Origin of the sequence: Microbacterium sp. ABRD28 (assembly GCF_003850245.1) — a bacterium.
In the GTDB taxonomy this organism is placed as follows: domain Bacteria; phylum Actinomycetota; class Actinomycetes; order Actinomycetales; family Microbacteriaceae; genus Microbacterium.
Genome location: NZ_CP031015.1, coordinates 33,879 through 58,350, shown reverse-complemented (window position 1 = coordinate 58,350; position 24,472 = coordinate 33,879). Strand labels below are relative to the sequence as shown.

The window sequence follows — 24,472 nt, the reverse complement described above, 5'->3', positions numbered from 1 at the left end:
GGACCCCCATGGCCGAGGACACCGTGTCACCCGAGTTCGCCCGTGCGACCAGCACGGCTGAGCGCGTGCGCATCAACGACAACGAACTCGCCGTCGAAGTGCTCGGACCCGAGGGCGCGCCGGTCATCATCGCCCATCATGGTGCGCCGGGATTGGGTTCCCGCGCCGAACCACGGGCGAGCTTCGGTCGACTCTCCGACGAGTACCGGGTCGTCGTGTTCGACGCTCGAGGGAGCGGCGAGAGCGAAGGGTCGGGGGAGTTCAGCCACGAGCAGTGGGCCGCCGACATCGACGGTCTGCGGGAGTGGATCGGCGCTGAGCGCATCATCATGGCCGGCGGATCGTACGGCGGATTCATGGCCATGGAGTACGCGATCCGCTACCCCGAGCGCGTCGCTGCGCTCGTGCTCCGCGACACCGCGGCTGACAACTCCCATGCCGCACTCGCGCGGGAGAACGCCCTGGCAAGCGACCGGGTCGACATCGACATGGAGAAGTTCGATCGCATCGACGAGGGACGGGTTCGCGACAACGACGATCTTCGGGACTGCTGGCGGGAGATCCTCCCGCTCTACGACTTCACCTACGACCCCGAGGCGACCGAGCGGAAAGTGCAGGCTACGCCGTACCGGTACGAAGCGCACAACTACGCCTTCTCGAAAAATCTCCCGAACTACGACCTCACCCCGTCTTTGCCGTCGATCCAGGCGCCCACCCTCCTCACGGTCGGTCGCACCGACTGGATCACGCCGGTATCGTGCAGTGAAACGATCGCGGGGTTGATCCCCGAGGCTCGACTGGAGATCTTCGAACGGTCGGGCCACTCTCCTCAGATCGAGCAGGCGGAAGAATGGACGGCAGTGGTACGGGGATTCCTCCACGACGTGTGCCCGCCGACGGCGTCCCCGCGCTGATGGTGAGTTCGGCCCTCGACCGGCTGACCGAGCTCGACAAGCGCATCGTCGTCGCCCTGCAGCGCGACGGACGGGCGAGCTGGCGGACCATCGCCGACCGCATCGGGGCCCCGGTCTCGACGGTGTCACGACGAGGTCAACAGCTGCTGATCGACGGCGTGGTCAAGGTAGCCGCGGTGCCGTCGCTCGACGCGGACGGGCCTCACGCGCAGTTTCTCGTGCGGGTCAACTGCCGCCCCGGCACCCACATGGCGGTGGCCGAGGCACTTGTGCGCAACCCCGTCGTGCGGTTCTGCACCGTCGTGACCGGCAGTTTCGACATCATCGCCGAATTAGTCGTGCGCGGCCCGGCGACCCGCTACCCGCAGGTGGTGCTCGATCTGCAACCCATCGACGGCGTCGAACGATGGCGAAGCGACCTCATCATGCACGTGTACAAGGTCAGCTACGACTGGGGGCGCCAGCTCTTCGCGGACATGATCGATGACTCCGCGGCCGACGCCGACGGGGCCGAGGACTGCGAACCCGACCATCTCGACGACATCGACCGGCGCATCCTCGCGGTGTTGAAAGAGGATGCGCGGATGCCGTTCCAGCGGGTCGCCGACGAGCTCGACCTCAACGAATCGAGCGTGCGACGGCGATACGACCGGATGCGCGCAAACCGCTGTGTCGACATCGTCACCCTCGTTCAGTCGGCGGCCCTTGGCATGGAAGCCGAGACCTTTCTCACCGTCACGGTCGAACCCTCCCGCATGGAGGAGGTCGCGCGCGCGCTGGCGGACTACCCCTTTGTGCGTTACCTTGCGGCAACTCTCGATCAGAACTCGCTGCTGTGCGAGGTGATCACGACCTCCGTCGATGAGCTGTACCGGTTCGTCACCGACTCGCTCGCCCATCTCGAGGGGGTCCGGGGGTGGACGGCGAATATGGAGCTGCTCTTTCTCAAACGCGGGTTCATCGAGACGCCTTGGTGGCGCGCTCAGGCTCACGGCCCCGCGGTCTGAAAGTCGCGAAATCGCCGGCTACATACACTTGCGCCCCCTTTCTCCAGGACTTACGCTAAGTCATCGACGAAGGCGTTCTGGGACTCGATGACTGCCACCCGGGCATGAGGGCTACCCACCTTTGGAAAGGAAACCTCAATGAAGAGATCACATCTCGTCGCCGCGGCGCCCCTGGCATTGGCGACGCTCGTCCTCGCCGGATGCTCGGGCGGATCCGCCGGAGCAGGCGGCGGAGCTGCCGAACCCCTCACCGTGTGGGTCATGGGTGACAGCTCGGCGAACTTCGAAGAGCTCGTCGCGCCGTTCACCGAAGAAAGCGACATAGCCGTGGAGGTCGTCGCGATCCCGTGGGACGCGATCGATCAGAAGTTCACCACAGCCGTGGCATCCGGCAATGGACCGGATGTCGTGCAGATCGGCATCTCGAAGCTGCGCACCTTCGCCGATTCGGGCGCCCTCGCCACCCTCGACGAGAGCACCCTCGCCGACTACCCGAACCTCGCCTCCGACAACTTCATCAGCGGGGTCGCCGGCGACGCCACCGCCATCGGCGGCGACGTTGTCAGCGTTCCCTGGGTCAGTGACACGCGGGTGCTCTACTACCGCACCGACATCCTCGAGGAGAACGGAATCACCGAACCGCCAGCGACGTGGGACGACCTCCGCACCGCCGCGCAGACCCTCGCCGAGCGCGGTGACGGCAAGTACGGCTACTACATCCCGCAGTGGGACTCGAGCCTGCCGGTCGTGATGACGTGGGATCTGGGCGGTGAGATCGTCGACGGTGACGGGATGATCGACTTCGACACCCCGGAATTCCGCGAAGCGGTCGACCTGTACACGGGCTTCTATGCGGATGGCTCGGTGCCGACCAACTCCGACTTCGATCAGACCCAGGGGTTCACCTCCGGTATCACCCCGATGCTCGTCTCGGGCCCCTACCTCGCCAGCGCGATCGAGGGTGCCGCCCCCGAACTCGAGGGGAAGTGGGGGGTGGCGCCGATTCCGAGCGGCGCGGACAACATCTCACTCCTCGCCGGCTCCAACCTCGGCGTCTGGGGATCGACCGATCAGAAGGACGATGCTCTCGAGCTGTTGAACTACCTCGCCGACCCGGCGACGCAGCTCACCTGGTACGACCTCGACAGCCAGCTGCCGACGGTGACTGCCGCGCTCGCCGACGCCTCGCTGACCGATGACCCGCTCGCCGAGGTCTATGCCGCCCAGCTGGAGAATTCCCGCATCCTCCCCCTGGTCCCGAACTGGGACGGCGAGACCGGCAAGGCCCTGCTCGACGCACTCAATGCGATCGTCCTGACGGGCGCCGACCCTGAGACCGCGCTGCAGGGTCTCTACGACGCGACTGCCGAGACCTCCGTCGACTGACGATCCCGGGCGGGGGTGGGTTCACACCCCCGCCCGACGTCGGCCCTTTCCAGGAGAGAACATGAGAACGCGCAGCGCTCCTTACCTGCTGATCGCCCCCGCGATGCTGCTGCTCATCGCCTTCGGGGTGCTGCCGATCATGGTGGCCGTCGTGGTCAGCCTCACCGACATGAACCTCGCGGGTCTGGGCGACTGGTCGCGCATCGAGTTCATCGGCGTCGCCAATTACACGCAGCTCTTCGCCGACCCGGCCTTCTGGCAGGCGCTGTGGAACACGGGCATCTTCGCGATCCTCGGGGTGCCTGCCGTGGTCGTGCTGTCGTTGATCGTCGCTCTTCTGCTCAACCGATCGCAGAACCGCTTCTTCCGCGCGCTGCGCTCGTTCTATTTCCTCCCCGCGATCACCGCGATCGTCGCCATCTCACTGGTATGGGGATACCTCTACAACACCCAGTTCGGCCTGTTCAACTATCTGCTCTCGCTGATCGGCATCCCGCCCGTGCAGTGGTTGAGCGACCCGGTGATGGTGAAGTTCTCGCTCGTGCTCGTCGCCGTCTGGCGCGGGACAGGTCTGAACATCATCATCTTCCTGGCCGCCCTGCAGAGCGTGCCGAAGGAGTACCTCGAAGCGGCGAGCCTCGATGGTGCCGGCTCGATGCGCACCACCGTCTCCGTCGTCATCCCGCTGCTGCGCTTCGCAATCTTCTTCGTGACGATCACAACGATCATCGCGTGGCTGCAGTTCTTCGATGAACCCTTCGTCCTCACCAAAGGCGGACCCCTCGGCGCCTCGACGAGCGTCTCGCTGTTCCTCTACCAAACGGGCTTCTCGTCGAGTCAGTTCGGTTATGCCGCGGCGGGCTCGGTGGTGCTCTTTGTGATCATCGCCGTCGTGACCGTCATCCAGCTTCGCGGAAGGAAAGCCGATGTCGATTACTGACCTCCGCCAGCCGCTGGCCCTCGACCCCGAGCTGCCCGCGACACCGCCGCCGCGCCGACCGCGCCACGGGTCGGTTCCGCGCTCGGCCCGCACCACCACGATCATCGTCGGCGTCGCACTCACGGTCGGGGCTGCGATCACGGCGCTGCCGTTCTTCTGGATGGTGTTCAGCTCGGTGAAGCCGCGCAGCGAGTCGGTGGCCTACCCGCCCGCGCTCCTGCCGCGGGAGCCCACGTTCGAGTTCTACGTGCAGCTCTTCCAAGAGCTCGACTTCGGGCGATACGTGCTCAACACCCTGGCCATCGTCCTCATCAGCATGATCGGACTCCTGCTCATGGCGATGGCAGGCTACGGCTTCGCCAAATTCACCTTCCGCGGCCGTGAACCGCTGTTTTTCCTCGTGCTCATCACCATGATGATCCCCGTCCAGGTCACGATGATCCCGACCTACCTCATCCTCAACGGGATGAAGCTGACGAACACCCTCATCGGCATCGCCCTGCCCACGCTCGTCTCCGGGTTCAGCATCTTCCTTTTCCGCCAGTTCATGTCGACGATTCCGACCGAGATCCTCGAAGCGGCACGCATCGACGGGGCATCGGAGATGCGCATCTTCCTGCGCATCGTGCTTCCGATGTCGCGGCCCATCATGGCGGTGCAGATCGTGCTGACATTCATCGCCGGATGGAACAGCTTCCTCTGGCCGCTGATCCTCGCCAACGATGAGCGGCTCTACACCCTGTCCGTCGGGGTGTCGCTGCTGAATCAGCAGATCGCCACCAATCCCTCACTGCAGATGGCGGCCGCGACGCTCATGGTCGTGCCCATTCTCATCGTCTTCGTCATCTTCCAGCGTTCGGTCGTGCAGGGTTTCGCCCTGTCGGGCCTGAAATGAAAGGCACCGTCGTGACCCGATCCTCCCGTTTCGTCCACGCCGACGGCACCCGACTCGTCGCACCCGACGGGCGGCCCCTGCTGCTGCGAGGAATGGGCCTGGGCAACTGGCTCCTCCCCGAGGGATACATGTGGCGCTTCGGCGACGAGATGAGCTCGCCACGGCAGATCGAAGCGCGAATCGATGCCCTGGTAGGCCCCGAGCGCGCCGCTGAGTTCTGGCGTCGCTACCGGCAGGCATTCCTCACAGAACGAGACGTCGCCCGCATCGCCGCGCACGGATTCGACCACGTCCGCCTTCCGCTGAATTCGCGGTCGCTCATCACCGAGGACGGTCACCTGCTCGAGGACGGTTTCGCACCCATCGACGACCTGCTCGGGTGGTGCCGCACCCACGGACTGCTCGTGCTGCTCGACCTGCACGGCGCACCCGGCGGGCAGACCGGGACGAACATCGACGACTCACCGAACGGCAGACCCGAGCTGTTCATGGACGCGACGTGGCGTGCCCTCACGATCCGCCTCTGGGAGGGGCTTGCTCACCGGTACCGCGACGACCCCGCGGTGCTGGGCTACGACCTGCTGAACGAGCCCCTGCCGAACGAATGGCAGCACGTCTACGCCGACGAACTCGTCAGCCTCTACCGCGACCTGACTCGTGCCATCCGCGCCATCGATCCCGACCATCTGATCATGTACGAGGGAAGTCACTGGGCCACGAACTGGGACATCTTCGATGAGGTCTGGGACGACAACAGCGCCCTGCAGTTCCACCGGTACTGGTGCCCGCCCGACGAGACGAGCATCGCCCCCTACCTACGGGCGCGGGATGACCTCGGCGTGCCGATCTATATGGGCGAGGGCGGAGAGAACACGCCGGAATGGATCTATACGGCCCACCGCCTGTACGAGCGCCACGACATCGGCTGGAACTTCTGGCCGTGGAAGAAGCTCGACACCCGCACCTCGCCGGTCTCGGCCCGGCGGCCGGAGGGCTGGGACCTCATCGCCGATCCCACCCAGCAGCCCGACAGCGACACGGCATGGCGCATCATGAACGAGTTCCTCGCGGCCATCGACATCGACGCCTGCAGCGAGAACCCGGAGATCGTCAACGCCATGCTCGGTCGCGGCCCGGTCACGGTGCCCGCCTGGGGGCACGCGCCGTCCGCGCCCGAAGAGGCCGGGCATCTCGCCGCGCTCGGTGAGACGACCCGCTGGCATCACACCGCGGGTGAGCCGTACAGCCCGGAGGAGGCGCTCCCGATCGCACTGGCCGCCGGAGACGAACGCCGCTACGCCCTGAGCGCGGAGCCACGCGGGTGGCACGTCGACGCCGACTTTCCCGGCCACATCGCCGCGCACTTCGCACGAGGGCATCTCACGGTCCGAGCCACCGCGGACGCCGAACTGCATCGCATACACGTGAGCTGATGACCACGATTCACCACGATCCGCTGGCGGGCACGAAGTATGGTCGACTCATCGTGAACGGACGAAGCGACCCGCGGCCCGGGCAAGTGATGCCCGAGGCGTCGACGGTGACTTCGCTTCGACAGCGGAACCGGTCGCTCCTGCTGAAGCAGATCATCCTGCGGCAGGAGACCACCCGCGCGGAGCTCGCCCACCTCACGGGGCTGTCCGCCGCTTCGGCGGCCAATATCGTCGCCGAGCTCATCGATGAGGGACTCGTCGAAGAGCGGGGAAATCGGTCATCGCAGGGTGGCCGCCCCATCACCGTCGTCGGCCCGCGCGCCGACCGTGCAATCACGATCGGCATCGATGTCGGAGAGCGCGGCGTCGCCGCAGAGGTCTTCGATCTGTCGATGACACGCGTCGACCGGGAGTTCCGCGGCGGCCAGATCGAGGAGTCTCCCGACCTCATCGCGGCCGACATCCGAGCCGCTATCGACGCTCTCCGTGATCGCAACGGCGACCGCTGGGGCGACCTCATCGGCATCGGTCTGGGACTTCCCGGCATCGTGGAGACCGACCTGGTGGGAACGCAGACGCTTTACGCGCAGAGCCTCGGCTGGCCGGCCCTGGATGTGGTCGATCTCTGTTCGGCTGTCGATGTACCGGTCTTCGCAGAGAACGGTGCGAAACTCCAGGCGCGCGTCGAGCACTGGTTCGGCAATGCCCGAGACTGCGACCACGCCCTCGTAGCCATGCTGGGCCGCGGGGTCGGACTGGGAATCATCACCGCGGGTGAGGTCGCGACCGGTAGCCGGTCGGCTGCGGGAGAGTGGGGGCATACCACCCTGATGCTCGACGGAGAGCCGTGTCGATGCGGCAACCGGGGGTGTGTCGAGGCCTACCTCGGTGCGGACGCCATCGTGCATCGCTGGCGCGACACCGGTGCTCAGCCGAGCGGCTCGGGATGGACGGCGCTCACCTCGCTCATCGAGGCCGCCGACGCCGGCGATCCGGCGGCTGCCGACCTCACCGCACACGTCATCGATGAGCTGGGCGCAGCCCTCGGCAGCCTGGTGAACCTCTTCAATCCCGAGCGGGTTCTCATCGGCGGGTGGGTGGGCGGTCGTCTGATCGAGGCCTACCGCGACGAACTCGAGGCCGCGATCGTCGCGCACGCCCTTCCTCGGCCAGGGTCGCAGTTCACCCTCCACCCGACGCACTTCGCCGGGGACGCGGTCGCTGCCGGAGCAGGACTGCTTCCTCTGGAAGCCCTCATCGTGAGCGGCTGGAGCACCGCTGGCTGAACGGCGTCAGTCCGCTGCGCGGGCGACCGCGTCGACCAGCGTGTCGACGGCGACCGAGAAGCCTCGAGAGGCGCGGGTATCGTCGTCGCCGTCGGCGGCCACCGAGCGCAGCTCGGGGAGGTCGAGGTCGCCGGGGCGCCAGAGCGGGGCGGGGGAGAGGGCGTCGAGGGCCGAGCCCAGCACGACGGCGTCGATCATGGCGGCGTAGGTGACCCGGAGGTCGCGGGGGATGCCGGCGTCGCGCAGGATCGCGAAGAGGGATTCGTAGATCTCCAGCGTCCGGGCATCCTGCACCGGGGTGGCGACGAGCACCGCGACCGAGGCGGGCACCTGAGCCATCGCGCTCCGGACATCCTGCATCCATCGGCGCAGCCGCTCCAGCGCGGGTGTGCCGAGGTCGTTCAGTGGTGCGAGGTCGATGCGGGCGTAGAGCTCCTCGCGCACCCGGTGCACGATCGCGGTGCGCCCGCCGGGGAGGTGGTGGTAGAGCGACGACGGATTGACCTTCAGGAGCGCGGCGATGCCGGGAATCGTGAAGTCGCCGTTCCTCTCGACCAGCGTGAGCGCCGCCCGGGCGATCGCGCTGGTCGAGAGGATGTTCTTCGACGGTCGGGCCATCGGCTAAAACACGAGCACGCTGCGACCCTTGGCGCCGGCGCGCATGAGGTCGAACGCGTCGTTGACATCCTGCAGAGCGAAGCGGTTCGTGATCAGTCGATCGATCGGGAGTTTGCCGTCGAGATAGAGGCGCGACAGTAGCGGGAAATCGCGCGCCGGCACGGTGGCGCCGTAGTTCGACCCGAGAAGCGACTTGCCCTCCTCAGCCAGGGCGAGCGCGTCGATCGGCACGGGGCGGTCTTGCGGCGGAAGGCCCACGATCACCGCGGTGCCCCCACGCTGCACGGTCGCCGGCATGAGAGCGATCGTATCGGGGCGACCGATCGCCTCGAACGCGAAATCGGCGCCGTCGGGGACGATCTCGCGCACCCGCTCGGCAAGGTCAGCGCCCGAGCGGATGGTGTGGGTGGCGCCGAACTCGCGGGCGAGGGCGAGGGCGTCATCGGTCACATCCGCGGCGATGATTGGGCTCGCGCCGGCGAGGGCCAGCCCCATGATGATGCTGAGGCCCACGCCGCCGGCGCCGATCACGACCGCCGAGCGCCCGGGCTGCACCCGAGCGTCGTTGACGACCGCGCCGACACCGGTGGCGATCGAGCAGCCGATGAGCGCCGCGACGTCGAAGGGGACACCGGGGGGAATCCGTACTGCGGCCTGTTCTGCCACAACGACGCGTTCGCTCATCGACCCGACGGCGAGATACGGGAACGCCCGATTGCCGTCGAGCGTGGTGGGGGTGGACCCATCGGGCAGGAGGCACTCCTCCGACCGCGACCCCGTGCACACCCAGGTGCGACCCTGGCGGCAGCTCGCGCACACGCCGCAGGGATAGAACCAGGTCATGATGACGTGATCGCCGACCTCGAGCGACGTCACGCCCTCACCGATCGCCTCCACGACCCCGGCACCCTCGTGCCCCATGATCGTGGGCGTCGGCATCTGCCAATCGCCGTCGAGCACGTGCCGGTCGGAGCCGCAGACGCCGGAGGCGCCGATGCGCACCAGAACCTCCCCGCGCCCGGGGGCGCGAAGCTCGACCTCTCGGATGTCGAGGCGGTCGGCGCCGGTGTAGACGGCGGCCTGGGTGCGGGTTGCAGCGGTCATGCGTCGAGCTCCAGGGGGCGCTTGCGGTACAGGAGGGCGCTCAGGCCGAGGTAGACCACCGCGGCGATGAGGGCCGCCGGGAGCGATGCGGTCACGACGAGGAACAGCGGCTGCGTTTCGAGCGTGATCGGGTTGTACAGCCACAGGAAGAATGCCGCGCCCGCGAGCAGGGCGATCATGCCCGCCCAGTTGATGCCGCCCTGGAACCGGTACAGCGTGCCGCGCTGCGCCAGGTGAAGCTCGCGCAGGTCGACCCGCTGCTTGCGGAGGATGAAGTAGTCAGCGAGCGCGACACCGCAGACGGATGCCAGGAACGCACCCGACAGGGTGACGAAGACGATGAACTGCTCGTACATGAACTGCGGGAAGAAGGTCATGATCGCCGGCAGCACGAAGAACGCCGCGGTGAGAACCTTCCACGGCACCCGCGCGAGGAGACGCCCGGAGGATTGCCGGATCGCGAGGATCGTGGAGTACACGATCGACGACATCGAGGTGATGTTCGCGAACGCGATGAAGATCAGCACAGCCACACCGAGCACCGCACCGCCGAAGGGCACCATCCACACCGTCGGGTCGGAGTCGCCGAGGGTGAGCGCGGCGGCCATGCCGACCAGCTGGGCGATGAGGGTGGCGATGAGCAGTCCGCCGTAGGCCGGCCACACCGCCGCCTTGCGAGTGCGGGTCATGCGGGCGAGCGAGCCCATGACGGGGTACCACGACACCCCGACGCCGACGTTGAACTCCACCGCGACCATGAAGTTCAGCACCTCGTTGTCGAACGGTGCCAGCGGGGCTGCGTCGATGAGCGAGCCCCACGAGGTGTTGACGACGAGGAAGACCATCATCACCACTGTGATGATGGCAAGGCCGGGGGCGATGATCGCGTTGAAGCGGCCGATGGTGACGGGGCCCCGCGAGAGCACCCACCAGGCGAGCAGGATGGCGACGAGTCCCCCGACGGTGACGAGCGGCCCGTACTGATCGAACGCCACCCCGGCGAAGGTCGAGGCGACCTGGCTGGTGGCGCGGCCGGCCATGACCGCGAGGAGCGACGACCAGCCCATCTCGGTGATGAGGATGACGGTGAACACGAGGATGCCCACACCGACCACCCCGAAGGCTCCGCGCAGCAGCGTGTACTGCTCCGACCCCCAGCGCTGCGAGGCGACGACCGACGCGAGCACCATGATGCAGAGGCCGATGGCGTTGCCGATGAGCATCGCGGCGATCCCGTCGACGAAGCCGACGAGGAGGGCGGTCGAACCGCCGACGAGGAAGGCCCAGGTGGCGATCGCGAGCGCGGTGTTGACCCACGTGAAGTCGAGCCCACTCCAGGTGCGCTCGTTCTTCAGCAGCGGAAAGGTGCCGAAGACGTGTTCGCTCGAGAGCATCGGGTCGGCCAGCGTCGTGGCGCGCTTGTCGCGGCGGGTCGGGGCGCTCACAGCGCGACCATCACAGCACCGATGATCACGGCGACGACACTCACACCGACGTAGAGGGCGATCTCGCGGCCCGAGAACGGGCGGCGCGACTCGTCGGTGGCCTCGGCGCGCTCGATGATCTCGATCCGGCGCTCGAGCTCGGCGGCGACCGCCGGGTCGGTGCCGGCGTCGACCATCGCGCGCGTGAAGCGCTCGGCGACGTCGCCGTGCGCCGTGGCAGGACGGGAAAAAGACATGTGGCTCCTTCGCGGGTGCAGCGACGACGGTGTCGCTTAAACCAAATGCAGTTTGGTTTAGTCATCCTCGACTGGCCGGCCGCTTCGTGTCAATGGCCCGCCGTAAGAGAATGGCTCCTTCCGCGCGGTCACGGTTTGGTCACGGCGTCTTGCCAAACTCCGTTTGCGTCCCTAATTTCGGTCCAAAGCGCTTTGCCAAAGCGGTTTGCGTTTTCCGAAACGAGGTGTCATGGTTTCCATCGCCGATGTTGCTGCGCGGGCTGGCGTCAGCCCGACGACGGTTTCGCACGCTCTCAGTGGAAAGCGGAAAGTCAGCGACGAGGTCCGGCTGCGCGTGCATTCGGCCATGGATGAATTGGGCTATGTTCCCAGCCGATCCGCGCAGAGTCTCGCGAGCGGAAAGACCCGGATCGTGGGGCTCATCGTCCCCGACATCAGCAACGAGTTCTTCGCGGAGCTCACGCGGGGCGCGGAGCTCGCAGCTGTCGAGCACGGCTACAACGTCATTCTGTGCACCACCGGGTTCGACCACGAGCGCGAGATCAATTACCTGACGATGATCCGGTCGCGCGCCGTCGACGGGCTCGTGTACGCCGCCGGTGCGCCGCCCAGCACTTCGGAGCTGGGTGCGATCCTCGGTGACCTGCCCTACGTTCTCGTCGACGAGGAAGTCCCCGGGTCGCCCGCTCCCTCCTTCGTCTCCGACAACGCCGCCGGTGGTCGGGTGGTCGCCGAGCATCTCCTGAGCCTCGGGCATCGCCGAAGCGTCGTCCTGGCTGCGGAAGGCGATCTGGTCAGCAGTGTCCAGCGTGTCGCAGGCTTCTGCGACGCCTGGGAGGAGGCAACGGGATCACGTCCCGCGGTACGCGAAGGAGCCTTCACCGTCAGCGGCGGACGTCGAGCGATAGAGCACGAGGTCGCGTCCATCGTCGGGGGTGAGGTCACCGCCGTGTTCGCAGTCAACGACCTCATGGCGCTCGGCGCGATCGATGAGCTCGACCGCGCCGGCATCAGCATCCCCACCGACGTGTCGGTCGTCGGTTTCGACGACATCACCGCCGGCCACTTCGCGCGCCCGCGCCTGACCACCGTGCGTCAAGACGTCGCAGGCCTCGGCACCCGGGCGGTCGAGGCGCTCGTCTCACTGCTCGACGGTCCGCCCGCCCCCCCTCGTCGCACCGTGCTCCCGGTCACACTCACCGTGCGCGACTCAACGGCGCCGATTCGGCGCGGAAAGGAGCAGTGAGATGTCTGAGATCATGGTCGATCGAGTCTCGAAGATTTTCGCCACTGCGCAGAAGCGCACTGTCGCGCTCAATGACACGACGCTGACGATCGCGGCGAACGAGACCGTCTGCATCGTCGGTCCGAGCGGTTGCGGCAAGACCACGCTGCTCAACCTCATCGCGGGGTTCGTCCAGCCCACGGCCGGCGAGATCCGAGTCGGCGGAAGCACGGTGACCGGTCCCGGTGCCGATCGGGCGGTGGTCTTCCAATCGGACGCTGTCTTCCCGTGGCTGACCGTCGCCGACAACGTCGCCTACGGCATGAGGATGCAGGGGGTGCCCGGCGCCGAGCGACGCACGCGTGTTGATCACTACCTAGCGCTCGTCGGACTGACCGACTTCAGAAAGGCCTACCCGAAGGAACTCTCCGGCGGGATGCGCAAGCGCGTCGACCTCGCCCGCGCCTACGCCAGCGGCCCGTCAGTGCTGCTGCTGGACGAACCGTTCGGCGCTCTCGACGTCTTCACCAAGGAAGCCATGTGGCTCGCCCTGGCCGGGGTCGTCGCCGCGGAGCCGAAAACGAGCGTGTTCGTCACCCACGACATCGAGGAGGCGCTCTTCCTCGGTGACCGCGTCGTGGTGATGACGCCGCGCCCGGCCCGAGTGCACAGCATCGTGGACGTCCCGTTCTCGGGTCAACGCGACCTCGACCTCCGGGCGACACCCGAATTCCAGACCCTCCGCAACCAGATCGCTCGCACTCTCCGAGAGGTGCATCATGACGCAGCTTGACATCCCGGTCGCGCCCACCGGTCCACTTCCACACCCGCCGGATCCCACGAAGCAGTCGCGGACCCGCAATTTCGGACCGCTCCTGAGCATCCTGTCGGTCGTCGTCCTCCTCATCCTCTGGTGGGTGCTCACCACGGGTACCGGCACCATCGGCGCCCTCTACTTCCCGAGCCCCGAGTCACTGTGGGTCGCGGCGACGACGCTGAACACCCAACTCGCGGTCGACGCGCTGGCGACCCTGCTCCGGGTGATCGTGTCGTGGGTGGGAGGCTCCGCGCTGGGCGTCGTCGTCGGACTGCTGATGTCTCGCAGCCGCGTCTTCTTCTATCTGATCAACCCGATCATCGAAGCCGTGCGACCGGTCCCCCCGGTGGCGCTCATCCCCTTCGTCATCCTGTGGTTCGGCATCGGCGACGACGGAAAGATCTTCCTCGGCGCGCTGGCGTGCTTCATGGTCATGGTCGTCAACACCACGGTCGCCTGCGGAAACGTCCCACCCGTCTATCTGCAGGCGGCCGCGTCGCTTGGTGCCAAGCGGAATCAGGTGTACCGAACCGTCGTGCTACCCGCGATCGTTCCCGAGATCCTCTCGGGATTCCGCATCGGAAGTGCGCTCGCCTTCGCGGTGATCGTGGCCGCCGAATTCCAGGGAGCGGACGCCGGCATCGGTCGCTTGATCATGCAGGCCAGTCGCACCCTCAACACCCCCGTCGTGCTGCTCGGCACGATCGTCATCGCGGTCATGGCCGTCGTTCTCGACCTCGCCATCTCCCGGGCAAGCGCCTATCTGACCCGCTGGTCGCCCCAGCGCTGAACCATCCCATCCCCTCCCTCCCCCCCCCCCCCGAAAACCCGAAGAAAGCGAAACCCTCCCATGAAAATCACTCGCACAGTCGCGGCGGTCGCTACGGCGACCGTGGCGGTCCTCGGTCTCACCTCCTGCGCCGGTGGCGCAGGAACAGCGGAGACCCCCGGAGCCGAGGGCGAGCTCACGCCCGTGAACATCGGCATCTCTCCGTTCCAAGACACCTACCTGCCCATCATCGGGCAGGACATGGGATGGTTCGAAGAGGCCGGACTCGACGTCGAGCTGACCTCCCTCGCCTGGAACGCGGCGATGCCCGCGCTCATCTCGGGTGACGTCGACATCGCGGTGAACAACACCACCAGCGTCGTCTCGGTCGCCAACGCCGACCCGGAGGTGGTCTACGCCTACGGCTGGAATCCCTTCACCGAGGGCTCGGCGCTGATGATCCGCCCCGACGGGGACCTCGAGCCGATCGACGAACTCGAAGAATCGCTCGGCGATCGTGGCGAGGCGCGCACCGCGATGATCGAGTCACTCGCCGGCAAGACCATCGTCACCACGCTCTCCACCGACATGGGCAAGCAGATCAACGATGCGCTGGCGTCGGTGGGGATGGATGAGACCGACGTCACGTTCGTCGACATGGATCCCGACACCGGACTCGCCGCCTTCTTGAGCGGCACCGGCGACGCCTACCTCGGCGGCGTCCCCCAGCGCGCGAAGGCCCTCGACGAGGGCATGATCATCGGTCTGTCGGGCCCTGACCTCGCCGCTCCTCCTATCAACGGCGCGGTGACGACCCGCAGCTTCGTCGAGGAGAACGAGGCGGCCCTCCTCTCCTTCATCGACGTCATGCACCGCATCATCCGGTACTGCGATGCCGAGACCGATGCCTGCGGCAAAACCATCACCGACCGCCTCAACGAGGAGACCGCAGCCGGCCTCACCGTCGACGGGTTCAAGGAGTACTGGCAGAACATCGAGCTCTACGCGCCGAATGCGCAGGCCGCGAACGACATGATCCTCGCCGAAGACGGTGTCGCCTACTGGAAGACGACCTGGGACAGCGACAACGCCTACCTCGCGGGAACGGAAGCGATCCCGGCCGAGGTCCCCGCGGCCGAGCACTTCCTCATGCCCGAGGTGTGGGAGGCCTACGTCGCTGAATACGGCGCCGACCAGACCGGATATTGACCCACCGACGCTGCCACGGAAAGGAGTTCACGCGTGAGCGTTCGCATCCACCACATCGTCACGGGCGAGCTCGAGAGCTCGCTGCCGGTGTCGCTCTTGAACTCGGGAATCCACCCCGACGTGCCGCCCGCGACGCGACTGCCCTTCGGGTATCGCGATGACATCGTCCGCAAAGACGGATCGGTGCACTCCGGCGTCATGGTGCCCGTGCCGGTGTGGCTCATAGAAGGGGCCTCGCAGACGATCCTCATCGACACCGGGCTCGGCGACATCGACGAGGTGTCGCAGATGCAGAGCAGATACGGCGTCGACTTCGTCGCCTCACGGTCGGCTGACCAAGACCTCGTGGCGGGCCTCGCGCGACACGGCGTCGCCCCGGAAGATGTCGATCTCGTCGTCCTCACCCACCTTCACTTCGACCATGTCGGCAACAACGAGCTCTTCCCCAACGCGACCTTCGTCGTTCAGAAAGACGAGCTGCCGCAGGCGAGCCATCCGCCCCATTTCTGCATGTTCTACTACCCCGAGTACGCCTACAAGATCGACGCCGTCCGCGACCGGCTCCGCGTCATCGATGGGGATGAGGAGATCGATCCCGCCGTGCGCCTGGTGAAGATCGGCGGACACACGCCGGGATGCATGGTGGTCATGGTCGAGACCGACGTCGGCACTGTGTGCCTGACGAGCGACGTCATGTACAACTACCGCAACCTGGAATTGAACTGGCCGATGGGCTCCTTCTGGGACCTGCCAGATCTGATGGCGGGGTATGACCGGCTCCACCGTGAGGCGGACATCATCATCCCCGAGCATGACTGGCAGTTCCTCCAGGAGCACCCGACAGGAACGATCGGCTGAAAGGCATCACGAATGAAGAAGGCACTGCTGCTCGGTGAGTCCTGGATGACCCACATGATCCACCAGAAGGGATTCGACAGCTTCACTACCACCGAATACGTCGAAGGAGGGAAGGAGTTCATCGCGGCGTTGGAGTCGGATGGCTGGCAGGTCGACCATCTGCCGGCGCACGCGATCGAGTCCAATTTCCCAGCCACCGACGCCGAGCTCGGGGCTTACGACCTCATCGTCATCAGCGACGTCGGAGCTAACACCTTCCTTCTGACCCGAGCTGTCTTCACGCGAAGTGAATCAGAGCGGAATCGACTGGCGCGTCTGCGCGACTACGTCGAGAGGGGCGGCGGCCTCCTGATGGTCGGCGGATATCTGTCCTTCTCGGGCATCGACGCGAAGGCTCACTACGGCGAAACCGACATCGGAGACATCCTTCCGGTCGGCGTCCTTCCCGTCGACGACCGTCAGGAGCGGCCGGAGGGCGCCAAGATCACCGTCCTCGACGACGCGCACAGTGCCCTCGGCGGTGTGGGTGGAGCCTGGCCCGACCTCTTGGGATACAACCGCACGACACCGCGGGCCGATTCCCAGGTGCTGGTGGAGGTGAACGGTGACCCCCTCGTGGCTGTCCGAGACGTCGGCGCGGGCCGAACCGGTGTCTTCACCTCCGATATGTCGCCGCATTGGGCGCCGCCGGAGTTCATGGCGTGGGACGGATACGCGCCCCTCTGGCGCGGCCTCGCCGCGTGGACAGCTGGTGACTGACCCCCTGGATGGGGCGACCGGGAGCCCTCGGCCCGGTCGCCCCGACGTCGTCGTGGTGGGCTCCGCGAATCTGGACTACATCAGTCGGGTTTCGCGCGCGCTCACACCGGGTGAGACCCTCTTGGCGCTCGAGTACGACGAGCAGCCGGGCGGCAAGGGCCTGAACCAGGCCGTCGCGTCGGCGGGGCTTGTCGCCACGTCTCTCGTCGGCGTCGTCGGCGACGACGAAGCCGGGCGCGCGCTTCGAGCATTCGCCCAGCAGCGCGGGGTCGACACGACGTACCTCGGGGTGTCTGACCGTCGTACGGGGCGCGCCTTCGTCTCCCTACTTCCCGACGGGGAGAACACCATCGTTGTAGCACCGGAAGCCAATGCGGTCCTCCGGTCGGTGGATGTCGTGGGTGCGTTGGAGAACACGGGTCCGACCGCTGTGCTCATCCAGTTCGAGATCCCGACAGACGTGGTCGACGCGGTTCGCGAGTGGGCACAGGTCACTGCCACCCGCCTCGTCGTCAATCCGAGCCCATTCCGTGAGTTGGGCCCGGATCTCCTCGGCGTCGCCGACCCCCTGATCGTCAACACCGTGGAGGCGCTTCAACTGGTCGGGTGGGAAGCGGCTCCGGAGCGACTCGCTCAACACCTATCGATGTCCAGCCCATCGGTGGTTGTGACGGCGGGGTCCGGCGGCGCGTTCATCGGTATGAGCGGTGAGGTCGAACACGTCCGGGCCGCACCCGTGGCGGCCGTTGCAGACACCTCGGGCGCGGGAGACCACTTCGCCGGCACACTCGTCGCTCATCTTGCCCGTGGCGCATCTTTGGGCGAGGCCACCTCGCACGCCGTCCACGACGCCTCCAGGATCGTCGGGCTCGTTCGGTCCGACCGCTGAGACTTCCGCGCCGTGAGTAAACCAAAACAGATTTGGTTTATGCCATCATGGTCGCGCAGGGACGGCCGAGGACGCGAAGGCGCGTCAGGAAGGAGCAGGTGTGGACAACACCTCCTCGCGCCGCGTCGCGGTCGCCCAGGGCGTCGCGGTGATCGATGACGTCGATCAGAACCTCGCCACTGTCACCAGGCTCGTCCTCGAGGCGAAAGATGCCGGCGCCGAGATCGTCGTCACTCCCGAGCTCTTCGCCACCGGCTACGCGCCCGATCGCGCGTGGCGGCACGATGGCGCCGCGATCCGGTCATCGCTCGCCGACATCGCGCGCAGCGCGGGTGTGGCCCTCGTGGCATCCTCCGTCGACAGCGCCGCCTGCCCCGAAAGTGCCCGCGCGCACTACATCGCCGCGTCGGTCTTCGGCACGGGCGGCGAGGAGATCGCCCGGGTGTACAAGCGGCACCTGTTCGGTGATACGGAGCGTGAATGGATGACCCCGGCCGGCGCCTACGGCGAGGTCTTCGCGTGGCGGGACTGGGTGTGGGGCGCCGGCATCTGTTACGACGTCGAGTTTCCGGAGTTCAGCCGTGCGCTCGCTCGCGCGGGCGCCGACGTTCTGCTCATCCCCACTGCGGTGCCGCGCGCCGACGAGCAGGCGGAGGGGTTGGGGAAGGCGTGGCACTATTCGGCGAGGCAGATCTCTACGCTGCAGGTGCCTGCTCGGGCGCTCGAGAACGGTGTGGTCATCGCCTACGCCAACCACTGCGGGCCGGGCTTCACCGGCCGCAGCTGCATCGCGACGCCCTTCGGCCACAACGCCGTCATTCTCGGCGACGAGGAGGGTGTCGCGGTCGTCGAGGTGCCGCGCTCGGGCATCGCTGCCGCGCGACGCGTCAACACCTATCTCACTGACGTCGACCGGGCGTTCGGGGCGTTGCCGAATCGCACAGGACTGCCGCCACGGTTGTCGGTGCAATGACGGGAATTCACCCGCGCCGTCCGGCTTCAGCCGGATGTCGCGCGGATGAGCGGCACCGGGAAGGTCGATGCGCGCAGCGGATCGAGGTGTGCGTCGGTGATACCCGCCTGGAACGGCTCGAGCTCGGCGATGCGGAAGAGCGCGTCGCGACCGAACTTGGAGCTGTCGGCGACGAAGAAGGCGTCGCTGGCGATCGAGAGCATGACGCGCTTCAGCTCGATCTCGTAGCTCGACACCGAGTAGAGCCCGTCGTCGAGCACGGTGTCGCAGCCAAGGATGGCCACATTCACCCGAAGGTGGCGCAGCTGCTCGACCGAGGTCGGGCCCCACATCGAGAAGTCGTTCGGGAGGAGCTCCCCGCCGATGAACACCAGGTTCGCGGATTGCTTCTCGGCGATCACCGACCCGATGCGGAGGTCATTGGTCACGATCGTCAGCCGCGAACTGTGCAGATGGCGCGCGACTTCGAGCGTGGTCGATCCGCTGTCGAGCAGGACCGTCTGACCGTCCAGGATGCGGTCGGCCATCGCTCGACCGATCGCCTCTTTCTCGGCGCGGTGCAGCGTCGCGCCCGCGCTCGCGACTCCATTCGACTCGATCGGCACCGCCCCGCCATGAGTCCGTCGCACCAACTGGCGGTCGGCGAGCTGCTCGAGATCGCGCCGAATCGTCGAAGGTGCGACCCGGAGGATGTCGGCGAGCTCGCCGACCGAGTGGAATCCCCGCTCCGCCAGCAGTTCGAGGATCTGCGCCTGTCGCGTCATCGCCGCGGCATCCTTTCGTCTCGCACCAGACTATAGCTCCTGGCCTGCGCGAAATTGCGCAGAAGTAATCAGAAATACGCAAATGTGAGCGATAAAGATTGACGAAGCCTCGAAAACCTGCGTAATGTCAGGCTCTGGATCGTCGCGAACGCGCAAAGGTGACGCGACTGTGATCACGAAGGAGTGAAAAATGAAGCGCAAGACCCCTGCAATCGCGCTGCTCGCCGGCGCCACAGTGTTCGCCCTCACCGGCTGCGGTACCACCGCCGGTGGCACAGCGGATGATGGTGGTTTTACCGGCGGCGGTTCGGAGGGCGCACCCGGCGCCTACGTCACCGTCGTCAAGGCGACCGGCATCGGCTGGTTCGACCGCATGCAGGTCGGCGTTGACGAGTGGGCCACCGAGACCGGCCTGGACGCCCGCCAGGAGGGCCCGTCCGAGGCCACGAACGAGGGCCAGGTCGAGATCATCCAGAACCTCATCGCTCAGGAACCGCTCGCCATCACCGTCGTCCCGAACGACGTCGCGGGGCTTGCGTCGGTGCTGGGCGAGGCGAAGGACGCCGGCATCATCGTCGTCGCCCACGAGGCCGCCGGCATCGAGAACGTCGACGTCGACATCGAGGCGTTCGAGAACACCGCGTACGGTTCGCAGATCATGGACAACCTCGCCGAATGCATGGACGAGGAGGGCGGATACGTCCAGTTCGTCGGCCGTCTCACCAACGGCTCGCACGGAGAGTGGGTATCGGGCGCCCTGGAGAACCAGGAGGCGAACTTCCCCGAGATGACCCGCTTGGAAGACCCGATCGAATCCGAGGAGGACGAAGAGGTCGCCTACAACAAGGCCAAGGAGCTGCTGGCGAAGTACCCCGACATCAAGGGCTTCCAGGGCTCGGCGGGCACCGACGTCGTCGGTATCGCGCGCGCCGTCGAAGAGGCCGGCAAGGCTGACAGCGTCTGCGTGATGGGTACCTCGATTCCCTCGGTGGCCGGCAGCTACCTCGATTCGGGCGCCATCGACAAGATCTTCTTCTGGGACCCGGCGCTCGCCGGCAAGGCCCAGCTGGCGATCGCGCAGATCCTCGCTGACGGCGGAACCATCGAAGAGGGCACCGACCTGGGTGTTCCCGGTTACGAGTCGCTGGTGAAGCTCGAGGGCTTCGACAACGTCTTCGCCGGCGACGCCGGCGTCGTCGTCGACGCCTCGAATGTGGCCGAGTACGACTTCTGATCCATCCGCGTGTGCGGGGGCAGGACGCTCCGGCCCTGCCCCCGCGCCGCACACCGAAGGAGTCCGGACTCTTATGAGCGCAGCCCGAACAGTTCTCGAAGTGCGCGACATCGTCAAGACCTATGGCGGTGTCCGTGCACTCGGAGGGATGTCGCTCCGACTCGACGCGGGGCAGGTCCACTGCCTTGCCGGCGAGAACGGCAGCGGCAAGTCCACCCTCATCAAGGTCATCAGCGGCGTGGAGCGACCCGACTCCGGCGAGCTGATCATCGATGACGAGGCGCACGCACACGTCACCCCCAGCCAGGCCATCCGCGCCGGCATCCAGGTCATCTATCAAGACTTCTCCCTGTTTCCCAACCTCACCGCCGCCGAGAACATTGCGATGCTGAGCGAGCTCGCCGCCGGTCGCCGGCTCTCGTCGCATCGCCGCATCCGCGCCGCGGCCGAGCAGATCGTCTCCGACCTCGGGCTGCACATCGATCTCGACGCCGACGTCGAGCATCTCTCGGTCGCCGATCGCCAGCTCATCGCCATCTGTCGTGCGCTGGTGGGGGAGGCGCGCGTGCTCATCATGGATGAGCCGACCACGGCCCTCACCCACACCGAGGTCGATCGCCTCTTCGCGATCGTCCGCCGGCTGCAGGAGCGGGGCGTTGCCGTCGTCTTCGTCAGCCACAAGCTCGACGAAGTCCTTTCCATCTCCCAGCACGTCACTGTCCTGCGAAACGGTGAGGTCGTCGAGTCGGGCCCGGCGTCGGAGTACACCGCGCGCAGCATCGCCACAGCGATGACAGGACGCGAGGTGAGCGGTGACCGCCGCGTCGACGAGCTCGCACCCGGTCTCGACCCCGTACTGACCGTCACCGATCTCACCCGCGCGGGTGCCTTCCAGGACGTGTCGTTCGAGGTGCGCCCGGGCGAGGTGCTCGGGCTCACCGGCCTTCTCGGTTCCGGCCGAAGCGAGATCGCCGAGGCGATCTTCGGAGTGGCGCCCGCTGACTCGGGAACGATCGCCGTCGCGGGAAAGCTTCACCGCATCCGCTCCATCAGCGACGCAATCCGCGCCGGTATCGGTTACGTGCCCGAAGACCGTCTCACCCAGGGCCTCTTCCTGGAGAAGTCGATCGCCGACAATATGGTGGCCGCCTCGCTGGACTCGTACCGCAACAGGGCGCAGCTGCTCGATCGCGGGCGTATCCGTGCATCGATGGCCGACCTTTTCGCACGCCTGCGGGTCAAGGCACCGAACGTCGACGCGCCGGTGCGGAGCCTCTCGGGCGGCAACGCGCAGCGCGTCGTCATCGCCAAGTGGCTCGACCGGCGCCCCGCGGTGCTGATGCTCAACGGCCCCACCGTCGGGGTCGACATCGGGTCGAAGGAGGAGATCTTCACGATCCTTCGCGAGCAGGCGGCGAACGGCATGGGGATCATCGTCATCTCCGATGACATCCCCGAGCTGGTGTCCAGCTGCCACCGTGTGCTGATCGTCCGCGCCGGACGCATCGTCGCCGAACTGGCCGGCGACGAGATTCAGGTCGGCGGAATCCAGGAAAGGATGACCGCCTGATGGACATGCTCCACCGACTCCGCGGGCCGAACAACGAGGGAGTGCTCGCCGCCGTCATCCTCGTCGTCATCATCGGGATGTCGCTGGCAAGTCCGGCCTTCCTCACCCCGAATACGTTCTTCGCACTCGTGCGGAGCTCACTCGTCCCCCTCGTGTTCGCGCTGGGGGTGCTCATGGTGATGATCTCAGGCGGAATCGACGTCTCGTTCCCGGCCATCGCGATCTTCGCCGCGTACACCACGGTGGCGTGGTCGTCGCAGGCGAGCTTCGATCCGACGCTCGTCGGCATCTTCGCGATCGCCATCGTGGTCGGGGCGCTGTGGGGTCTTCTGAACGGATTCGTCATCGCGCGATTCCGCCTCCCGACGCTCATCGTCACGCTGGGCACCCAGGGGATCATCAAGGGCGTCCTGCTCACCTACATCGGCTCGGCCTACATCTCCGCCGGAGCCCTTCCTCCGAGCGTCTCCGGCGCCGGTGGGGCCTACCTCGTCGACATCCCGGGCGCCGGCTACCTGCACATGATGCTCGTACCCGTCGTATTGCTGGCGATCGCGGTCTGGTGGATGCTCACCCGCACCACCTTCGGACGAAGCATCTACGCCATCGGGGGCGATATCGAAGCCGCCCGCCGCGTGGGCATCAAAGTGGTGCGCACACAGGTGCTGCTCTACGTTCTGGTGGGGGGCCTGGCCGCAATCGGCGGCGTGATCTTCGTGATCCTGGGCCGAAACGCCAATCCCCAGACGCTCGTGGGAACCGAGCTCGACATCATCGCCGCAGTGGTTCTCGGAGGTGCGTCGATCTTCGGCGGCCGCGGATCGGTGCTGGGCACGGTGCTCGGAGTGCTCCTGGTGCAGCTGATCAACAACAACCTCGTCCTCATCGGTGTGCCGAGCACCTGGCAGCGGGCAGCCGTCGGCGTGCTCCTGCTCGTCGGCGTGAGCATCCAAGCGTTCGCCGCGCTGCGGTCGCGGCCATCGGCGGTGCTCCTAGAGAAGGAAGTGAGCCGCGCATGAACGCCGAGAAGCTCTCCGACCTGAAGCGGGCGAACCAGAAGGTCGACTCCTCGTTCGCGTCGCTGATCTCCCGCATCCAGGTGCCGCGTGGTGCGGGCCGGATGGTGATCCTTCTCCTCATCACCTTCGCGATCTTCGCCATCCTCAACCCCCGGGTGTTCCTCAACCCGGTGAACCTCCAGAACATCGGTGTGGGTGCGCCCGAGATCGGGCTCATCTCCCTGGCGATGATGCTCGCCATGCTCACCGGCGGCATCGATCTCTCCGTCGTCGCCATCGCCAACGTCTCGGCGATCACCGTGTCGTCGCTGTACACGGCCGTGTCGGCCGGGGCGGGCCCGGAGACGGCTGAGAGTGTCGCCCCGTTCATCGTGCTCGCCGGCGTCGGAGTGGGTGCGGCGCTCGGCGCGGTCAACGGGGTGCTCGTCAGCGTCGTGGGGATCACCCCGATCCTCACCACCCTCGCCACCATGCAGCTGTTCAACGGCATCGCGTTGATCTGGACCGGTGGCGTGACGATCTCGGGTGCCCCGAGCGTGCTCACGGCCATCGGGCGGAGCACCGCCGTCGGCGTGCCGATCCTCTTCGTCATCCTCGTGGTGGTCGCGATCGTCCTCGCCGTCGTCATCGATCGAACCCCGATCGGGCGGAAGATCCAGCTGCAAGGGGCCAACCCGACGGCCGCTCGATACTCGGGTATCAGCAGTCGCACCACGCTCATGGCGACCTACGTCATCTCCGGGATCCTCGGAGCGCTGGCCGGCCTCATCTTCCTGTCGAGGAACCCGTCTGCCAGCGCCGACTACGGCTCCAGCTACATCCTGCTCGCCATCGTCATCGCTGTGCTCGGCGGCACGAACCCCAATGGCGGGTTCGCGACAGTCTTCGGAGTGGTGTTGGCGACCCTCACCCTGCAGGTCGTCTCGAGCGGCTTCACCGCACTCCGCCTCTCGGCGTACGAGTACGCCATCGCACAGGGCGTGCTGCTCATCGCCGTCATGGTCTTCGACCAGCTGAGATTCCGTCGGCGAGCGCGCTCGTCACCGCCGGCGACGAGCGAAACGGTCGCCGTCGCCACCCACAGATCCGCGAACACGCGAAGCACCGGAAAGGACTGACCCC

At 66.7% G+C, this 24,472-nt stretch carries 24 protein-coding genes; 19 read left to right on the top strand and 5 right to left on the bottom strand.

Going from position 1 to position 24,472, the window contains the following annotated elements; genetic code table 11:
• Positions 1 to 8: 8 nt before the first annotated feature.
• The 7 genes from DT073_RS00280 (at position 9) to DT073_RS00250 (ending at position 7,861) form a co-directional block, all read left to right on the top strand.
• The gene (locus DT073_RS00280) at positions 9 to 914 is read left to right on the top strand and encodes an alpha/beta fold hydrolase (protein ID WP_124291589.1); all 906 of its coding nucleotides are present in this window, start codon (positions 9 to 11) and stop codon (positions 912 to 914) included.
• Positions 887 to 1,921 (top strand): Lrp/AsnC family transcriptional regulator, encoded by a 1,035-nt coding sequence (locus DT073_RS00275; RefSeq protein ID WP_240638652.1) that lies wholly within the window; start codon positions 887 to 889, stop codon positions 1,919 to 1,921. The genes DT073_RS00280 and DT073_RS00275 overlap by 28 nt, the downstream gene beginning before the upstream one ends.
• A 138-nt stretch (positions 1,922 to 2,059) precedes the next feature.
• Positions 2,060 to 3,307 carry an extracellular solute-binding protein gene (locus tag DT073_RS00270; protein ID WP_124291588.1) on the top strand — a complete coding sequence of 416 codons (1,248 nt, stop codon included), beginning with the start codon at positions 2,060 to 2,062 and terminating at the stop codon, positions 3,305 to 3,307.
• 61 nt (positions 3,308 to 3,368) lie between these two features.
• Entirely contained in the window at positions 3,369 to 4,247 is an 879-nt protein-coding gene (locus tag DT073_RS00265; RefSeq protein WP_124291587.1) for a carbohydrate ABC transporter permease, read from the top strand.
• Entirely contained in the window at positions 4,234 to 5,142 is a 909-nt protein-coding gene (locus DT073_RS00260; RefSeq protein ID WP_124291586.1) for a carbohydrate ABC transporter permease, read from the top strand. The genes DT073_RS00265 and DT073_RS00260 overlap by 14 nt, the downstream gene beginning before the upstream one ends.
• An 11-nt stretch (positions 5,143 to 5,153) precedes the next feature.
• Positions 5,154 to 6,575, top strand: a complete 1,422-nt coding sequence (locus DT073_RS00255; RefSeq protein ID WP_240638651.1) for a glycoside hydrolase family 5 protein — start codon at positions 5,154 to 5,156, stop codon at positions 6,573 to 6,575.
• On the top strand, positions 6,575 to 7,861 hold the full coding sequence (locus DT073_RS00250; RefSeq protein ID WP_240638650.1) for an ROK family transcriptional regulator: 1,287 nt from the start codon (positions 6,575 to 6,577) through the stop codon (positions 7,859 to 7,861). The genes DT073_RS00255 and DT073_RS00250 overlap by 1 nt, the downstream gene beginning before the upstream one ends.
• A gap of 6 nt (positions 7,862 to 7,867) precedes the next feature.
• On the opposite strand, the gene DT073_RS00245 is transcribed toward DT073_RS00250, so the two are convergent.
• Genes DT073_RS00245 through DT073_RS00230 form a run of 4 tightly spaced genes read right to left on the bottom strand, consistent with a single transcriptional unit; the run spans position 7,868 to position 11,264 of the window.
• On the bottom strand, positions 7,868 to 8,479 hold the full coding sequence (locus tag DT073_RS00245) for a TetR/AcrR family transcriptional regulator (RefSeq protein WP_124291584.1): 612 nt from the start codon (positions 8,477 to 8,479) through the stop codon (positions 7,868 to 7,870).
• Positions 8,480 to 8,482: 3 nt separating this feature from the next.
• Positions 8,483 to 9,583 carry an alcohol dehydrogenase catalytic domain-containing protein gene (locus DT073_RS00240; RefSeq protein WP_124291583.1) on the bottom strand — a complete coding sequence of 367 codons (1,101 nt, stop codon included), beginning with the start codon at positions 9,581 to 9,583 and terminating at the stop codon, positions 8,483 to 8,485.
• Positions 9,580 to 11,028 (bottom strand): purine-cytosine permease family protein, encoded by a 1,449-nt coding sequence (locus DT073_RS00235; RefSeq protein ID WP_124291582.1) that lies wholly within the window; start codon positions 11,026 to 11,028, stop codon positions 9,580 to 9,582. The genes DT073_RS00240 and DT073_RS00235 overlap by 4 nt, the downstream gene beginning before the upstream one ends.
• Positions 11,025 to 11,264, bottom strand: a complete 240-nt coding sequence (locus DT073_RS00230) for a hypothetical protein (protein ID WP_124291581.1) — start codon at positions 11,262 to 11,264, stop codon at positions 11,025 to 11,027. The genes DT073_RS00235 and DT073_RS00230 overlap by 4 nt, the downstream gene beginning before the upstream one ends.
• A 229-nt stretch (positions 11,265 to 11,493) precedes the next feature.
• On the opposite strand from DT073_RS00230, the gene DT073_RS00225 reads away from it, so the two are divergent.
• From DT073_RS00225 to DT073_RS00190, 8 genes are all read left to right on the top strand, one after another.
• The gene (locus DT073_RS00225; RefSeq protein ID WP_124291580.1) at positions 11,494 to 12,510 is read left to right on the top strand and encodes a LacI family DNA-binding transcriptional regulator; all 1,017 of its coding nucleotides are present in this window, start codon (positions 11,494 to 11,496) and stop codon (positions 12,508 to 12,510) included.
• 1 nt (position 12,511) lies between these two features.
• On the top strand, positions 12,512 to 13,282 hold the full coding sequence (locus tag DT073_RS00220) for an ABC transporter ATP-binding protein (protein WP_124291579.1): 771 nt from the start codon (positions 12,512 to 12,514) through the stop codon (positions 13,280 to 13,282).
• On the top strand, positions 13,269 to 14,096 hold the full coding sequence (locus DT073_RS00215; protein ID WP_124291578.1) for an ABC transporter permease: 828 nt from the start codon (positions 13,269 to 13,271) through the stop codon (positions 14,094 to 14,096). The genes DT073_RS00220 and DT073_RS00215 overlap by 14 nt, the downstream gene beginning before the upstream one ends.
• 60 nt (positions 14,097 to 14,156) lie before the next feature.
• A complete protein-coding gene (locus DT073_RS00210; protein ID WP_124291577.1) occupies positions 14,157 to 15,284 on the top strand; it encodes an ABC transporter substrate-binding protein in 1,128 nt (375 codons plus the stop codon).
• A gap of 33 nt (positions 15,285 to 15,317) precedes the next feature.
• Positions 15,318 to 16,142 (top strand): N-acyl homoserine lactonase family protein, encoded by an 825-nt coding sequence (locus DT073_RS00205; RefSeq protein WP_124291576.1) that lies wholly within the window; start codon positions 15,318 to 15,320, stop codon positions 16,140 to 16,142.
• Between the two features lie 12 nt (positions 16,143 to 16,154).
• Positions 16,155 to 16,901: a glutamine amidotransferase gene (locus DT073_RS00200; protein ID WP_124291575.1), complete on the top strand. Its 747-nt coding sequence runs from the start codon at positions 16,155 to 16,157 to the stop codon at positions 16,899 to 16,901.
• Positions 16,894 to 17,790, top strand: coding sequence for a PfkB family carbohydrate kinase (locus DT073_RS00195; RefSeq protein WP_164478103.1), 897 nt, complete (start codon positions 16,894 to 16,896; stop codon positions 17,788 to 17,790). The genes DT073_RS00200 and DT073_RS00195 overlap by 8 nt, the downstream gene beginning before the upstream one ends.
• A gap of 100 nt (positions 17,791 to 17,890) precedes the next feature.
• On the top strand, positions 17,891 to 18,763 hold the full coding sequence (locus DT073_RS00190) for a nitrilase-related carbon-nitrogen hydrolase (RefSeq protein WP_124291573.1): 873 nt from the start codon (positions 17,891 to 17,893) through the stop codon (positions 18,761 to 18,763).
• Between the two features lie 26 nt (positions 18,764 to 18,789).
• Here DT073_RS00190 and DT073_RS00185 read toward each other — a convergent pair whose 3' ends face one another.
• A complete protein-coding gene (locus DT073_RS00185) occupies positions 18,790 to 19,527 on the bottom strand; it encodes a DeoR/GlpR family DNA-binding transcription regulator (RefSeq protein WP_124291572.1) in 738 nt (245 codons plus the stop codon).
• A gap of 190 nt (positions 19,528 to 19,717) precedes the next feature.
• Here DT073_RS00185 and DT073_RS00180 point away from each other — a divergent pair, with 190 nt between their 5' ends.
• The 4 genes from DT073_RS00180 to DT073_RS00165 all read left to right on the top strand — a co-directional run bounded on the left by DT073_RS00180 (position 19,718) and on the right by DT073_RS00165 (position 24,468).
• A complete protein-coding gene (locus tag DT073_RS00180) occupies positions 19,718 to 20,761 on the top strand; it encodes an autoinducer 2 ABC transporter substrate-binding protein (protein WP_124291571.1) in 1,044 nt (347 codons plus the stop codon).
• Positions 20,762 to 20,834: 73 nt separating this feature from the next.
• Positions 20,835 to 22,331, top strand: a complete 1,497-nt coding sequence (locus DT073_RS00175) for a sugar ABC transporter ATP-binding protein (RefSeq protein WP_124291570.1) — start codon at positions 20,835 to 20,837, stop codon at positions 22,329 to 22,331.
• Positions 22,331 to 23,350, top strand: a complete 1,020-nt coding sequence (locus DT073_RS00170; protein WP_240638648.1) for an ABC transporter permease — start codon at positions 22,331 to 22,333, stop codon at positions 23,348 to 23,350. The genes DT073_RS00175 and DT073_RS00170 overlap by 1 nt, the downstream gene beginning before the upstream one ends.
• The gene (locus tag DT073_RS00165) at positions 23,347 to 24,468 is read left to right on the top strand and encodes an ABC transporter permease (RefSeq protein ID WP_240638647.1); all 1,122 of its coding nucleotides are present in this window, start codon (positions 23,347 to 23,349) and stop codon (positions 24,466 to 24,468) included. The genes DT073_RS00170 and DT073_RS00165 overlap by 4 nt, the downstream gene beginning before the upstream one ends.
• The last annotated feature ends 4 nt before the right edge of the window (positions 24,469 to 24,472 follow it).